Raw genomic sequence first — 13,149 nt, 5'->3', positions numbered from 1 at the left:
CTAGTCATATTAGAAGACAGCGTGCGGCGCAATGAAAAGGCTCACATTTTGTGAGCCTGTCCGAAAGATTAAAGTTGACCGAGGAGATGTAGCAGACCGTAGCCTGTCAACGCCGCCCACAGCAGCATGGGCAGAGAATAGAGATGGAAGCGCCACCAGATACGACGATCGTTCGCCATGCGTAGCGCAATCAGGTTGGCAAGCGATCCGGGCAACAGGCCAAAACCACCGACGTTCACCGCCCAGGCAAGCAGAATGGAGGGCGGGACATAATTAAGCAGCAAAATCGTTGACGGCACGTTGCTGATCACCTGGGAAAGACCGATCGCCGTGAGCCATAAAGAAACATTCGACAGTTGCCCAACGCCTTGCAGTGAATGTTGCAATGCAGGCAGTTGCGTCAGCAGATGCACATCAATGAACATTGCCATAAAGACCAGCAGCAGGGACCAGTCGACACTGTAAACCACGCGCCGCTCCAGCAGCAGGAAGCCCACGGCCACGCACACCAGCCCCCACAGTTCGAGCTTCATCTCCAGTGCCGCGAGGAAAACCAGATAGAAGGCCAGGCAGCACCACACCAGCTTTGGCCGCCATGACGGTGTGGCATCGCTGCTTTGAAATTGCAGTTTTTTCGCCGGAAAACAGCACCAGCAGAGAACGAGCAGCGTCGCCATCATCGCCAGCGCCAGCGGTAACATTTGCAATGTAAAAGCCGGGAAGCTCAGGCCGGAGCGGCCCCACAGCAAAATATTCTGCGGGTTGCCGATGGGCGTGAGCAGTGAACCGGCATTCACCGCCAGCGCCTCGAAAATAATCAAGCGGTTAACCGGAATGGCGCACCATTTTTTGAGCGTCAGCGTGAGCGGCACAATAATAAACAGCGCCACATCATTGGTCAGAAAGGTCGATAGCAACGCCGCCGCCAGCACCATAAAGATAGCCAGCTGTCGCTCGGTAACGAAACGCCGCGCCATCTTACGCCCGAGCACATCAAAATAACCGCTCTGCTCAACGCCTTTAGTGAGCAGCATTAAACCGCTCAGGGTAATGATGGTGTGCCAGTCAATCGCGGCAGGCCAGCGCGCCGGGGCAAACGGAACCAGAAACGTGAGGATTATGCCAATGAGCAGCAACAGATGCAGAAAACGATCGCGCGCCAGCGACCGAATAAAAGGAGGTGTCATTCAACGTACTGCCCATGTTTTTGGGTAAACTGACGGAACATGTCCAGCGTCTCTTCGCTGACATGATGTTCAATGCCTTCGGCATCACGACGGGCGGTATCCTGGCTGACGCCCAGCGCCAGTAAAAAGCTCTCGACAACCTGATGACGCTCGCGGCTCTCCTGAGCCAGCTTCTCGCCTTCAGGCGTTAAAAAAACGCCACGCCATGGGATCTGCTCGATCAGCCCCACGCCCGCCAGACGTTTTAACATTTTCGCGACAGTCGGCTGTGACACGCCCAGTCGCGCGGCCATATCCACCTGACGCGCCTCGCCCACTTCACGGATCAAATCAGAAATCAGCTCGACATAGTCATCAATCAGCTCGCGGCGATGCGCTTCACGCACCTGACGAAACCCTTCAACGTGTTCTTCCACATTCACCAGCTGCGTCACTTTTTTTGTTGTTGGCTTACCTGCGCGGCGGTTCATAGCACTTCCTCATCGGTGTGACGCGTCAAAGCATCTTATAAATTGCCCCCATTGTAATGGATCGTGCTCTGAGTACAAAAATTTAACGTTTAGCCATAGCTATAAAATATAGCCTGTGCTATATCTGTATGTAATGCAATCACTCATCACGGAACGACGAGCGCAAAAGCAGGAGGTTATCATGAACGAATTCAAGAGGTGTTTACGCGTGTTTAGTCACTCTCCTTTTAAAGTCCGCTTAATGCTGGTTAACATGCTGTGTGACATGATCAACAGCAAACCTCAGCAGGACAACAAACCCAATTAACGCGGCGTCGCGGTACGCCGCTTCATTTTTCTCTGGCAGTCTTCCCTGTCATGCTTAAAAACCCCACATTTCTTCCGCTTTTGTAATCGCCTTCGCAAAACATTTTGTTATGGGTAGTTGACCAAAAACAGCGCGCGCTTTATCTTCGTGCGGCCCTGCACTTTTGCGGCTCGCAGATGCGGAGCTTCCCCTTCTCTTTACGCAATAATGTCCGGCAAAAAAGCCCCTTGACGCCAGGGGACGCACATGGCGTTTTTATAGTTGCGATTTATGAATGTCACGCTGAAAGAAACTCTCGCCGCCCGTGGAATTACCCTGAGTCCGTGGACGGGTCTCTATTTCCTGCAATCACTGCTGATCAACCTGGCGCTGGGTTACCCTTTCAGCCTGTTGTATGCGGTGGCATTTACCTGCGTGCTCCATTTAGTGTGGCGAGCCGCACCAACAGTCCAGAAAGTGGTGCTGGGTCTTTATTCACTGGTGGCGGCGCTCTATTTCCCGTTCAGCCAGGCCTACGGCGCGCCGAACTTTAATACCCTGCTGGCGCTGCACTCGACGAACGTCGAAGAATCCACCGAAATGTTTACCATCTTCCCCTGGTACAGCTATCTGGTGGCGCTGTTTATTTTTGCGCTTGGCGTCATTGCCGTGCGCCGCAAGGCCAGCCCGGTAAAACGCTGGGGTAAAATGGAAACCCTATGTCTGATATTCAGCGTCTGCGCCTTCTTCGTGCAGCCGATTCAAAACCTGGCATGGGGCGGCGTTTTTAAATTCAAAGATACCGGCTACCCGGCATTTCGCTTCGTGAAGGATGTCATCGTTAACAACAATGAGGTGATTGACGAGCAGCAGCGCATGGCGCAGTTCGCGCAAATGAAGGATACCTGGACGGTGACCGCCGTGAAGCCGAAATATCACACCTATGTCGTGGTGATTGGCGAGAGCGCGCGTCGCGATGCGCTCGGCGCGTTTGGCGGCCACTGGGACAACACACCGTTTGCCAGCTCGGTAAATGGCTATCTGTTTAGCGATTACATTGCCGCCAGCGGTTCCACGCAGAAATCCCTGGGGCTGACCCTTAACCGCGTGGTCGATGGCAAACCACAGTATCAGGATAACTTTGTTACTCTCGCTAACCGCGCAGGTTTCCAGACCTGGTGGTTCTCCAACCAGGGGCAAATCGGCGAATATGACACGGCAATCGCCAGCATCGCGAAACGCGCAGATGAAGTGCAGTTCCTCAAAAGCGGCGATTTTGAAGCCGATAAGAATACGCAGGACACCGCGCTGTTGAAGATGACCGCACAGGTCTTCGCGTCACAGCGTACTCAACCGCAGCTTATCGTGCTGCATCTGATGGGTTCTCACCCACAGGCCTGCGACCGCACGCACGGCAAGTATGATGTGTTTGTGCAATCGAAAGAGACATCCTGTTATCTCTACACCATGACGCAAACCGACGATTTGCTGCGCCAGCTGTACGATCAGCTACGCAACAGCGGCGACAGCTTCTCGCTGGTGTACTTCTCCGATCACGGGCTGGCGTTTAAAGAGCGCGGAAAAGAGGTGCAGTACCTGGCGCACGACGATAAATTCCAGCAGAATTTCCAGGTGCCCTTTATGGTGCTGTCGAGTGATGACAAAGCGCATAAAGTGATTAAAGCGCGTCGTTCAGCGAATGATTTCCTTGGGTTCTTCGCCCAGTGGACGGGCATCAAAGCGAAAGAAATTAGCCAGCGCTATCGTTTTATCTCTGAACAGAAAGCCGGGCCGGTGTACATCACCAACTTCCAGTTGCAGAAGGTGGATTACAACCATTTGGGTACGGACCTGTTTACCACAAAGAGCCGTTAACACATGCCGGATGGCGCTTCGCTTATCAGGCCTACGAATCGATGCGGTTGTAGGCCGGGCAAGCGCAGCGCCCCCGGCAAAATGCAGGCAAAAAAAATCCGCCACAAGGGCGGATTTTTCATATCACCGAAGTGATTAGAAGCGGTAACCAACACCGGCAATCCAGGTGCCGACGTCAACGCTACGAATACGAGACTGCTCGTAAGAGAAGTCCAGAGCAACGTTTTCGATCGGGTTGAACTGCAGGCCCGCACCGTAAGAGAAGCCGTAATCGCTGGTGTCGTGTTTGTTCGGCAGATCAGCAGTCTGGAATTTGCCGTAACCAACACCTACTACGCCGTAGATGCTTGCCCAGTCGTTCAGACGGTAAGCAGGACCTGCGGTGATGCCGTAGTACTGTGATTTATGGTAGTTGTTGTCGCTGGAGCTACGGTCTTTTTCGGTGTAAGTAAAGGAACCGATAACGCCCAGCGGTTGGTCGTCCATTTCATAGCGGTATTTCAGGTTGAAACCGTTAGCTTTGTTAGCAACGCCCTGCATATCGCTCTGAGCGTAACCGCCAGTAACGGTAGAAGTTGCAGCTACTGCGGTACCTGCGGATACAGCCAGAACAGCGGCCAGTGCTGAAAGACATGCAATTTTTTTCATAACCACCTCAAATGTGCTTCAAGTAAATCCGTAAGTTTTAAATATATCAAAAATTGTTAGGAAACTCTTTCGAACTTGTGATGTCTAACCCTGTCTTTGATGTAACCAAAAATTTCCAGGCAGAGTTATCTCATTCAAACATCACAGGTTTTCCCGAAATACCAGACTAGTATCACACAGTGATTTCATCACATTATTCCAGATAATTCCTAGTTTGACAGATTAATAATCCATCGACTAAGGACATTCTAACGGGTCGTGGGCAGATTTTTTTCAACAATTCCTCAACCGTAGCCTGGTATTTCATTTACACTGCTTTTTTTACTCCGTTTGACACAAATTGACAGGAAAAAGATGTCTGGCTTGCTCCGTAAATCTCCCGCATGGATGCCCGTATTTGTTCTCATCGTGTCGATGCTCTCTATCCAGAGCGGCGCCTCACTCGCGAAGACGCTGTTTCCATTAATTGGCGCTCCGGGTGTCACTGCCCTGCGTCTGGCGCTTGGCACGCTGATTCTGGTTATCGTCTTTAAGCCGTGGAGACTGCGTTTTGCTAAAGAGCAGCGTCTTCCCCTGCTTTTCTACGGGCTGTCGCTGGGCGCGATGAACTATATGTTCTACCTCTCTATTCAGCGCATTCCGCTGGGGATCGCCGTTGCACTGGAATTTACTGGCCCACTTGCGGTCGCGCTGTTCGCCTCCCGTCGTCCGGTCGATTTTATCTGGGTTATCCTCGCGGTGCTTGGGCTCTGGTTCCTGCTGCCGCTGGGGCAGGATGTCGCCCACGTTGATCTTACTGGCGCACTGCTGGCGCTTGGCGCTGGTGCAGGCTGGGCTATCTATATTCTCAGCGGTCAACGCGCAGGCGCAGAACATGGCCCGGCGACTGTCGCGATGGGCTCCTTAATCGCCGCCATGATCTTCGTGCCGCTGGGCGTGCTGCAATCTGTCGATGTCTCCTGGCACTGGTCAATTCTACCGGTCGGCCTGGCCATCGCGGTACTTTCCACAGCCCTGCCCTATTCACTGGAGATGCTCGCCCTGACGCGCCTGCCCACCCGCACCTTTGGTACGCTGATGAGCCTCGAACCGGGTCTCGCCGCCATTTCAGGGATGATTTTCCTCGGGGAAACGTTGACGGGTACGCAAACTCTGGCGCTGGCTGCCATTATTGCCGCATCGATGGGGTCAACCCTCACCATGCGTCGCGAAACAAAAATCCAGAAAGTTGATGTGAGTTAAAGCTTAATGTCGCTATTAGACCGATAGGCAGAGTCAGAATTTTCTATCCCAAACTCGGTGCTATACTTATTGCCAGTTAATACTGGAACACAAAACATCAAGAGGATATGAGATTATGAGTACCGCTAAACTGGTCAAATCAAAAGCATCTAATCTGCTTTATACCCGCAACGATGTCGCTGACAGCGAGAAAAAAGCCACTGTCGAGTTGCTGAATCGCCAGGTGATCCAGTTCATTGACCTGTCTCTGATTACTAAACAGGCCCACTGGAATATGCGCGGAGCTAACTTTATTGCCGTTCATGAAATGTTGGATGGCTTCAGGACTGCGCTTACCGATCATCTGGATACCATGGCTGAACGTGCAGTACAGCTGGGCGGCGTGGCGCTGGGCACCACCCAGGTCATCAACAGCAAAACTCCGCTGAAAAGCTACCCGCTCGACATCCACAGCGTTCAGGACCATCTGAAAGAGCTGGCTGACCGTTATGCCATCGTTGCTAACGACGTGCGTAAAGCGATTGAAGAAGCGAAAGACGAAGATACTGCGGATATCCTGACCGCTGCTTCCCGTGACCTGGATAAATTCCTGTGGTTCATCGAAGCTAACATCGAATAACCATAGGTTATCCTTATGACCCTCTCATCACCCCGATGAGAGGGTTTGCACCATCCAGGTGCACCCTTCTGTTAAAAACCCTCGCCCAAGTAAACCATTTGTAATAATTACCTCACACAATCGTTAATAAAAGATTGTTTTATCACCACCACTTGCGTTAAAAAACAGCATGAATCGCAAAATCGTCATGCTGCACCATAGAAAGGCCCCATTATGGTGCGTTGTCATCTGGCGATCGCCGAAATCGTGCTTCACGCGTTTTCTCTTTTGTTGCAAAACAATAAGTTAAAAAGTTGGCATGATTTTTTCATAGCTCGTACGTTCTCGCAGGGGATTGCCCCGTGGATATAAAAGGAAATGTTATGAAGTCTCTGTTTAAAGTTTCCCTGGCTGCACTTACCCTGGCATTTGCCGTTTCTTCTCAAGCTGCTGAGAAAAAACTGGTTGTGGCAACCGATACGGCGTTCGTTCCGTTTGAGTTCAAGCAAGGTGATAAATACGTGGGGTTCGACGTTGACCTGTGGGCCGCTGTCGCTAAAGAGTTGAAACTGGACTACACCCTGAAACCAATGGATTTCAGCGGCATCATCCCGGCACTGCAAACCAAAAACGTTGACCTGGCGCTGGCCGGTATCACCATCACGGAAGAGCGCAAAAAAGCGGTCGATTTCTCTGACGGTTACTACAAAAGCGGCCTGCTGGTGATGGTAAAAGCCAACAACAACGACGTGAAAAGCGTGAAAGATCTGGACGGCAAAGTGGTTGCTGTGAAGAGCGGCACGGGCTCCGTGGATTATGCGAAAGCCAATATCAAAACCAAAGATCTGCGTCAGTTCCCGAACATTGATAACGCATACATGGAACTCGGCACTAACCGTGCTGACGCCGTACTGCACGATACCCCTAACATTCTCTATTTCATCAAAACCGCAGGCAATGGCCAGTTCAAAGCGGTAGGCGATTCACTGGAAGCACAGGATTACGGCATTGCGTTCTCCAAAGGCAACGACGAGCTGCGTGAAAAAGTGAACGGCGCGCTGAAAACCCTGCGCGAAAACGGCACCTATAACGAAATCTACAAAAAATGGTTCGGTACTGAGCCTAAATAAGATTGACTGAGATTACCGTGCCCGGTTGCGCACTGCGCGCCGGGCACGTTTTTTAGCACACCCTTTTAGTGGGCTATTGTTCTTCCACCACGGTAACAGGAACACATTATGCAGTTTGACTGGAGCGTCATCTGGCCGGCCATTCCAATTTTGCTGGATGGCGCCAAAATGACTCTGTGGATTTCGATCCTTGGCCTCGCCGGGGGTATTGTTATCGGTCTGTTGGCCGGTTTAGCACGTACCTATGGCGGCTGGATTTCGAACCACATTGCCCTGATTTTCATCGAAGTGATTCGCGGCACGCCAATTGTCGTTCAGGTGATGTATATCTACTTCGCCCTGCCAATGGCCTTCCCGGACATTCGTATCGATACCTTCTCCGCTGCCGTGATCACTATCATGATCAACTCTGGCGCCTATATCGCGGAAATTACCCGTGGTTCTGTGTTATCGATTCACAAGGGCTTCAGCGAAGCCGGGCTTGCGCTTGGGCTCTCTCGTCGCGAAACCATTCGCCATGTGATCATGCCGCTGGCGGTTCGTCGTATGCTGCCTGCACTGGGTAACCAGCTGATTATCAGCATCAAAGACACCTCGTTGTTCATTGTGATCGGCGCCGCCGAATTGACTCGCAGCGGTCAGGAAATTATCGCCGGTAACTTCCGCGCGCTGGAAATCTGGACCGCCGTCGGTGTGATTTACCTGATCATTACTCAGGTGCTGAACATCGTGCTTCGCATTCTTGAAAGAAGGATGAAAATCCTGTGATTGAATTTAAAAACGTTTCCAAGCACTTCGGACAGACCCAGGTGCTGCACAATATCGACCTCAACGTGAAACAGGGCGAAGTGGTGGTGATTATCGGGCCTTCCGGTTCCGGTAAATCCACGCTGCTGCGCTGCATTAATAAGCTCGAAGAGATCACCAGCGGCGATCTGATTGTCGATGGACTGAAGGTTAACGATCCGAAAGTGGATGAGCGCCTGATTCGTCAGGAAGCCGGGATGGTGTTCCAGCAGTTCTATCTCTTCCCGCACCTGACGGCGCTGGAAAATGTGATGTTCGGTCCGCTGCGCGTGCGTGGCGCGCAAAAAGCTGATGCGGAAAAACTGGCGAAAGAGCTGCTGGCGAAAGTGGGCCTGGCGGAACGCGCGCATCATTATCCGTCTGAACTCTCCGGCGGCCAGCAGCAGCGCGTGGCGATTGCCCGTGCGCTGGCGGTGAAACCGAAGATGATGCTGTTTGATGAGCCCACTTCTGCCCTCGATCCGGAACTGCGCCATGAAGTGCTAAAAGTGATGCAGGATCTGGCGGAAGAAGGCATGACGATGGTTATCGTAACCCACGAAATCGGCTTTGCCGAGAAAGTGGCATCGCGATTGATCTTTATCGATAAAGGCCGTATTGCCGAAGATGGCGACCCGCAGGTGCTGGTAAAAAACCCGCCGAGCCAGCGCTTGCAGGAGTTTTTGCAGCACGTATCGTAATTTTCCCGGCCCTCTCCCTCAAGGGAGAGGGGACTGACCGTGCAAGCGGTGAGGCCGGTGCGATCTTTCTCCCTCTCCCCGTGGGAGAGGGTCGGGGTGAGGGCAACAACGCGCACCGTCTTACATTCCACACCAGTATTCTCCCAAAATCCCTCCCCCTTCCCCTCGCAAACTATACTTATCCCTTTGTGAGTGTTGCTTTCGGAGGGACTCGTGCCATACATCCTGCTGTTTTTGCTCGCCCTTTTCAGTTCGCCTCTGCATGCGGTGACTATCCCCGGCGTTACGTCAACCACCAGCGAAACCGCCGCCAGCGAGCCCGATGCCGCGCAGAAAAAAGCGGCCTATTCGGCGCTTGCCGATGTGCTGGAAAACGACGCGTCGCGCAAAGAGCTGATTGAACAGCTACGCCACGCTGCCGCCACGCCCCCTCCGGAAGCCGCGCCGACCCTGACGCCACCGGATGTGAAAGACGAAAAAACGGTTCTGGAGAACGTGACGGATGTGACGCGTCACTACGGCGGCGAATTCTCTACCCGTTTCGCCCAGTTGTGGCGCAACATCTCTACCGCACCGCATAAACCGTTTCACACGGCGACCTTCTTCAATGCCGTGACCCATTTTCTGATGCTGGCGGCGCTGGTCTTTGCCTTTTATGGCCTGGTGCGCCTTTGCGCCCTGCCGTTGTATCGAAAAATGGGACGCTGGGGACGGCACAAAAACCGTGACCGCAGCAACTGGTTGCAGCTTCCAGCGATGATCACTGGCGCGTTGATTATCGATTTACTGCTACTGGCGCTGACGCTGTTTATCGGCCAGCTACTGAGCGACCATTTAAATGGCGGAAACAGCACCATCGCCTTCCAGCAAAGTCTGTTCCTCAATGCTTTTGCACTGATTGAGTTTTTCAAAGCCTTGCTGCGCCTGATTTTCTGCCCGCGGGTACCGGATCTTCGCCCCTTTGCCATCAGTGACCAAACCGCGCATTACTGGAACTTACGCCTTAGCGCGCTGAGCAGTTTAATTGGTTACGGCCTGGTGGTCGCCGTACCGATTATCTCTAATCAGGTCAACGTACAGGCGGGCGCGATGGCGAACGTGGTGATTATGCTGTCCATTACGCTGTGGGCGTTGTATCTGATTTTTCATAACAAAAAAGCGATTACCGACGGCTTATTACAGGTTGCCGACCGCTCACTGGCATTTTTCAGCCTGTTCATCCGCGCATTTGCGCTGGTGTGGCACTGGCTGGCGAGCGCTTACTTCATTGTGCTGTTCTTCTTTTCCCTGTTCGATCCGGGCAACAGCCTGAAATTTATGATGGGCGCGTCAGTGAAAAGCCTGGCGATTATGGGTATCGCCGCGTTTATTTCCGGTATCCTGTCACGCTGGATAGCTAAAACCATCACTCTTTCACCGGAGACACAGCGTAATTATCCGGAACTGCAAAAGCGGCTTAACGGCTGGTTATCCGGCGCACTGAAAACCGCGCGCACGCTGGTTGTCTGTGTGGCGATTATGCTGCTTCTCAGCGCCTGGGGACTGTTCGATTTCTGGAGCTGGCTGCATCAGGGAGCAGGTGAGAAAACGGTGGATGTACTGATCCGCATCGCCCTAATTCTCTTCTTCTCCGCTGTCGGCTGGACGGTGCTTGCCAGCCTGATTGAGAACCGACTGGCCTCGGATATTCATGGCCGACCGCTGCCCAGCGCACGCACACGTACGCTTCTGACGCTGTTCCGTAACGCGCTGGCGGTGGTCATTAGCACCATCACGGTGATGATCCTGCTCTCTGAGATAGGCGTTAACATCGCACCGCTATTGGCCGGTGCCGGGGCGCTGGGCCTGGCTATTTCGTTCGGTGCGCAAACCCTGGTAAAGGATATTATTACCGGGGTGTTTATTCAGTTTGAGAATGGCATGAATACCGGTGATCTGGTCACCATCGGGCCGCTGACGGGCACGGTGGAACGCATGTCGATTCGTTCGGTGGGCGTGCGTCAGGATACCGGGGCGTATCACATCATTCCGTGGTCATCGATAACCACTTTCGCCAACTTTGTACGCGGCATTGGCTCCGTGGTGGCGAACTACGATGTTGACCGTCATGAAGAAACTGAAAAAGCCAATCAGGCCCTGAAGGATGCGGTGGATGAATTAATGCAGATGGAGGATATTCGCGGCCTGATTATTGGCGAACCGTCGTTTGCCGGCATTGTCGGGCTCACCAATACTGCCTTTACGCTGCGCGTCACCTTTACCACGCTGCCGTTAAAACAGTGGTCGGTGCGCTTCGCGCTGGACAGCATGGTGAAAAAACACTTTGATCTCGCGGGCGTGCGCCCGCCGGTACAGACCTATCAGGTGCTGCCCGCGCCCGGGAACATTACCCCGCCGGACACGGGGCTGCCGCCAGCGGAACCGACGCTCTAGCGTTTACGCGTCAGGAAGCGACGGCGCTGTTCGTCGTTCATAAAGGTCCAGGCAATGAAGCGGCTCTGCTTCTGCCCCTGGGCCATCTCTTTTTTCACCACCTTCACCGCGCCGACATCCGTCAATGCGCGGTACAGCGGGGGCAGGTTTTCGCCTTTCGACACCAGCGAGGTAAACCACATCACCTGACGGGCATAGTCGCGGCTTTCAGCAATCATCTTCTTGATAAACGCCACTTCGCCGCCTTCACACCAAAGCTCTTGCTGCTGACCGCCAAAGTTCAGCGCATCGTTACGATCCTGGCCGAGATTACGGCGCTTACGCTCACCACCGGCGCGCGCTGCTGCTGCGGAGTCATGGAATGGCGGGTTGCACAGCGTAGCATCGTACTGCTCATTCTTATGGATAATGCCGTTGAACATGGATTCATTATCTTTCTGACGACGCAGGCGGATCATGCGGGTCAGCGACGGGTTGGCGCTGACAATCGCCTGCGCACTGGCAAATGCCTGGGGATGCGTTTCACTGCCGGTAAAGCGCCAGCGGTACTCATGTGCGCCAATCAGCGGATAAATACAGTTTGCGCCCACACCGATATCCAGCACATTCGCGCCCTGCACCACGTTACCGCTCTCATCGGTCAGCAGATCGGCCAGATGATGGATGTAATCCGCTCGCCCCGGAACCGGCGGGCACAGGAAACCGTCAGGAATATCCCACGAACTGACGCCATAAAAATGCGCCAGCAGCGCTTTATTCAGGATCTTTACCGCCTGCGGATCGGCAAAGTTAATGGTCTGCTCGCCGACCGGATTCAGGGTGATAAATTCACGCAGTTCCGGGCACGATTGGCACAGTGCGGTAAGGTCGTAGCGATTATGGTGACGGTTACGCGGGTGTAGACCCGGTTTTTGGGCATTCATGACTTTCTCCTGTCTTAAGCCGCGTAAGATACCCGTTGACGGCGGCGTGGTAAATAAGGGAGTCTGGAATACCTTTGCAAATAACAGGTACGCTATGTATTTCTATGAACCCTCACAGGGGCACGGGCTGCCGCATGACCCGCTCAACGCCATCGTCGGGCCGCGCCCAATCGGCTGGATATCCTCGCAGGATGCGCAGGGAAAACGTAATCTCGCGCCCTACAGCTTCTTCAACTGCTTTAATTATCGTCCGCCGATTATCGGCTTCGCCAGCAGCGGCTGGAAAGATAGCGTGCAGAATATCATGGAAACTAAACAGTTCGTCTGGAACCTGACCACGCAGGATCTTGCCGTCGCTATGAACGAGACCTCTGCCACGTTACCGCACGGGGAAGATGAATTTATTCGCGCGGGCTTAACCGCCGCGCCGAGTCGTCTCGTGAGTGCTCCGCGAGTCGCAGAAAGCCCGGTGAATTTCGAGTGTCGATTATCACAATGTATCCAGCTCACGGCTGCGGATGGTGCAGCCATTGACACCTGGCTGGTGCTGGGTGAAGTCGTCGGTATTCATATTGATGAATCCCTGCTTGAAGAAGGCATCTATCAAACCGCTCGCGCAAAACCGGTGCTGCGAGCCGGTGGGCCCTCCGCCTACTACACCATTGATGAAGCGCACCGCTTCGATCTCATCCGCCCGGACGCACGCCGATAGCTTTAAAATCAGCCACTTGTATGTGGCTGATTTGTCAGTATTTTGTCAACTTATTTCATTCAAAAAAGCCCTATATCTTGCACGATTTTTTGCGGATAAAGCCTCTTCATCACCGCCTACACTTACTGGGTTACCCCGTCGTAACTGGAGGATGTTTT

General features: G+C 53.2%; 13 protein-coding genes. 9 read left to right on the top strand and 4 right to left on the bottom strand.

Annotated elements, in window-relative coordinates:
• Positions 1-68: 68 nt before the first annotated feature.
• Positions 69-1,187 (bottom strand): anion transporter, encoded by a 1,119-nt coding sequence (locus NMC31_RS01390; protein WP_253896698.1) that lies wholly within the window; start codon positions 1,185-1,187, stop codon positions 69-71.
• The gene (gene mntR, locus NMC31_RS01385; protein WP_015965199.1) at positions 1,184-1,657 is read right to left on the bottom strand and encodes a manganese-binding transcriptional regulator MntR; all 474 of its coding nucleotides are present in this window, start codon (positions 1,655-1,657) and stop codon (positions 1,184-1,186) included. The genes NMC31_RS01390 and mntR overlap by 4 nt, the downstream gene beginning before the upstream one ends.
• 181 nt (positions 1,658-1,838) lie before the next feature.
• On the opposite strand from mntR, the gene mntS reads away from it, so the two are divergent.
• Both mntS and NMC31_RS01375 read left to right on the top strand, forming a co-directional pair.
• Positions 1,839-1,964 (top strand): manganase accumulation protein MntS, encoded by a 126-nt coding sequence (gene mntS / locus NMC31_RS01380; RefSeq protein ID WP_015965200.1) that lies wholly within the window; start codon positions 1,839-1,841, stop codon positions 1,962-1,964.
• 270 nt (positions 1,965-2,234) lie between these two features.
• A complete protein-coding gene (locus NMC31_RS01375; RefSeq protein WP_253896815.1) occupies positions 2,235-3,818 on the top strand; it encodes a phosphoethanolamine transferase in 1,584 nt (527 codons plus the stop codon).
• 135 nt (positions 3,819-3,953) lie between these two features.
• On the opposite strand, the gene ompX is transcribed toward NMC31_RS01375, so the two are convergent.
• On the bottom strand, positions 3,954-4,466 hold the full coding sequence (ompX, locus tag NMC31_RS01370) for an outer membrane protein OmpX (protein WP_015965202.1): 513 nt from the start codon (positions 4,464-4,466) through the stop codon (positions 3,954-3,956).
• Between the two features lie 354 nt (positions 4,467-4,820).
• On the opposite strand from ompX, the gene rhtA reads away from it, so the two are divergent.
• From rhtA to ybiO, 6 genes are all read left to right on the top strand, one after another.
• Positions 4,821-5,708, top strand: a complete 888-nt coding sequence (gene rhtA, locus NMC31_RS01365; protein WP_253896697.1) for a threonine/homoserine exporter RhtA — start codon at positions 4,821-4,823, stop codon at positions 5,706-5,708.
• Positions 5,709-5,823: 115 nt separating this feature from the next.
• Positions 5,824-6,327, top strand: a complete 504-nt coding sequence (gene dps, locus NMC31_RS01360; RefSeq protein WP_149464507.1) for a DNA starvation/stationary phase protection protein Dps — start codon at positions 5,824-5,826, stop codon at positions 6,325-6,327.
• A 362-nt stretch (positions 6,328-6,689) separates the two neighbouring features.
• Positions 6,690-7,436, top strand: a complete 747-nt coding sequence (gene glnH, locus NMC31_RS01355; protein ID WP_015965205.1) for a glutamine ABC transporter substrate-binding protein GlnH — start codon at positions 6,690-6,692, stop codon at positions 7,434-7,436.
• A 108-nt stretch (positions 7,437-7,544) separates the two neighbouring features.
• The gene (glnP, locus tag NMC31_RS01350; protein ID WP_149464506.1) at positions 7,545-8,204 is read left to right on the top strand and encodes a glutamine ABC transporter permease GlnP; all 660 of its coding nucleotides are present in this window, start codon (positions 7,545-7,547) and stop codon (positions 8,202-8,204) included.
• Positions 8,201-8,923 (top strand): glutamine ABC transporter ATP-binding protein GlnQ, encoded by a 723-nt coding sequence (gene glnQ, locus NMC31_RS01345; protein ID WP_149464505.1) that lies wholly within the window; start codon positions 8,201-8,203, stop codon positions 8,921-8,923. Before glnP ends, glnQ begins: the two co-directional genes overlap by 4 nt.
• 213 nt (positions 8,924-9,136) lie before the next feature.
• Entirely contained in the window at positions 9,137-11,356 is a 2,220-nt protein-coding gene (gene ybiO / locus NMC31_RS01340; RefSeq protein ID WP_253896696.1) for a mechanosensitive channel protein, read from the top strand.
• Here the strand turns inward: ybiO and rlmF are convergent.
• Entirely contained in the window at positions 11,353-12,279 is a 927-nt protein-coding gene (gene rlmF / locus NMC31_RS01335; RefSeq protein ID WP_253896695.1) for a 23S rRNA (adenine(1618)-N(6))-methyltransferase RlmF, read from the bottom strand. The two genes, ybiO and rlmF, sit on opposite strands and share 4 nt — an antisense overlap.
• A gap of 94 nt (positions 12,280-12,373) precedes the next feature.
• Here rlmF and NMC31_RS01330 point away from each other — a divergent pair, with 94 nt between their 5' ends.
• Positions 12,374-12,991, top strand: a complete 618-nt coding sequence (locus tag NMC31_RS01330) for a flavin reductase family protein (RefSeq protein ID WP_149464502.1) — start codon at positions 12,374-12,376, stop codon at positions 12,989-12,991.
• Positions 12,992-13,149: the final 158 nt, after the last annotated feature.

The organism is Pseudocitrobacter vendiensis, assembly GCF_943590815.1.
In the GTDB taxonomy this organism is placed as follows: Bacteria; Pseudomonadota; Gammaproteobacteria; order Enterobacterales; family Enterobacteriaceae; genus Pseudocitrobacter; species Pseudocitrobacter vendiensis.
This window is presented reverse-complemented; position numbering and strand designations above follow the sequence as displayed.

Coding starts and splice junctions, on each gene's coding strand:
- NMC31_RS01390 (WP_253896698.1), bottom strand. CDS start 1,187: ATGACACCTCCTTTTATTCGGTCGCTGGCGCGCGATCGTTTTCTGCAT.
- mntR (WP_015965199.1), bottom strand. CDS start 1,657: ATGAACCGCCGCGCAGGTAAGCCAACAACAAAAAAAGTGACGCAGCTG.
- mntS (WP_015965200.1), top strand. CDS start 1,839: ATGAACGAATTCAAGAGGTGTTTACGCGTGTTTAGTCACTCTCCTTTT.
- NMC31_RS01375 (WP_253896815.1), top strand. CDS start 2,235: ATGAATGTCACGCTGAAAGAAACTCTCGCCGCCCGTGGAATTACCCTG.
- ompX (WP_015965202.1), bottom strand. CDS start 4,466: ATGAAAAAAATTGCATGTCTTTCAGCACTGGCCGCTGTTCTGGCTGTA.
- rhtA (WP_253896697.1), top strand. CDS start 4,821: ATGTCTGGCTTGCTCCGTAAATCTCCCGCATGGATGCCCGTATTTGTT.
- dps (WP_149464507.1), top strand. CDS start 5,824: ATGAGTACCGCTAAACTGGTCAAATCAAAAGCATCTAATCTGCTTTAT.
- glnH (WP_015965205.1), top strand. CDS start 6,690: ATGAAGTCTCTGTTTAAAGTTTCCCTGGCTGCACTTACCCTGGCATTT.
- glnP (WP_149464506.1), top strand. CDS start 7,545: ATGCAGTTTGACTGGAGCGTCATCTGGCCGGCCATTCCAATTTTGCTG.
- rlmF (WP_253896695.1), bottom strand. CDS start 12,279: ATGAATGCCCAAAAACCGGGTCTACACCCGCGTAACCGTCACCATAAT.
- NMC31_RS01330 (WP_149464502.1), top strand. CDS start 12,374: ATGTATTTCTATGAACCCTCACAGGGGCACGGGCTGCCGCATGACCCG.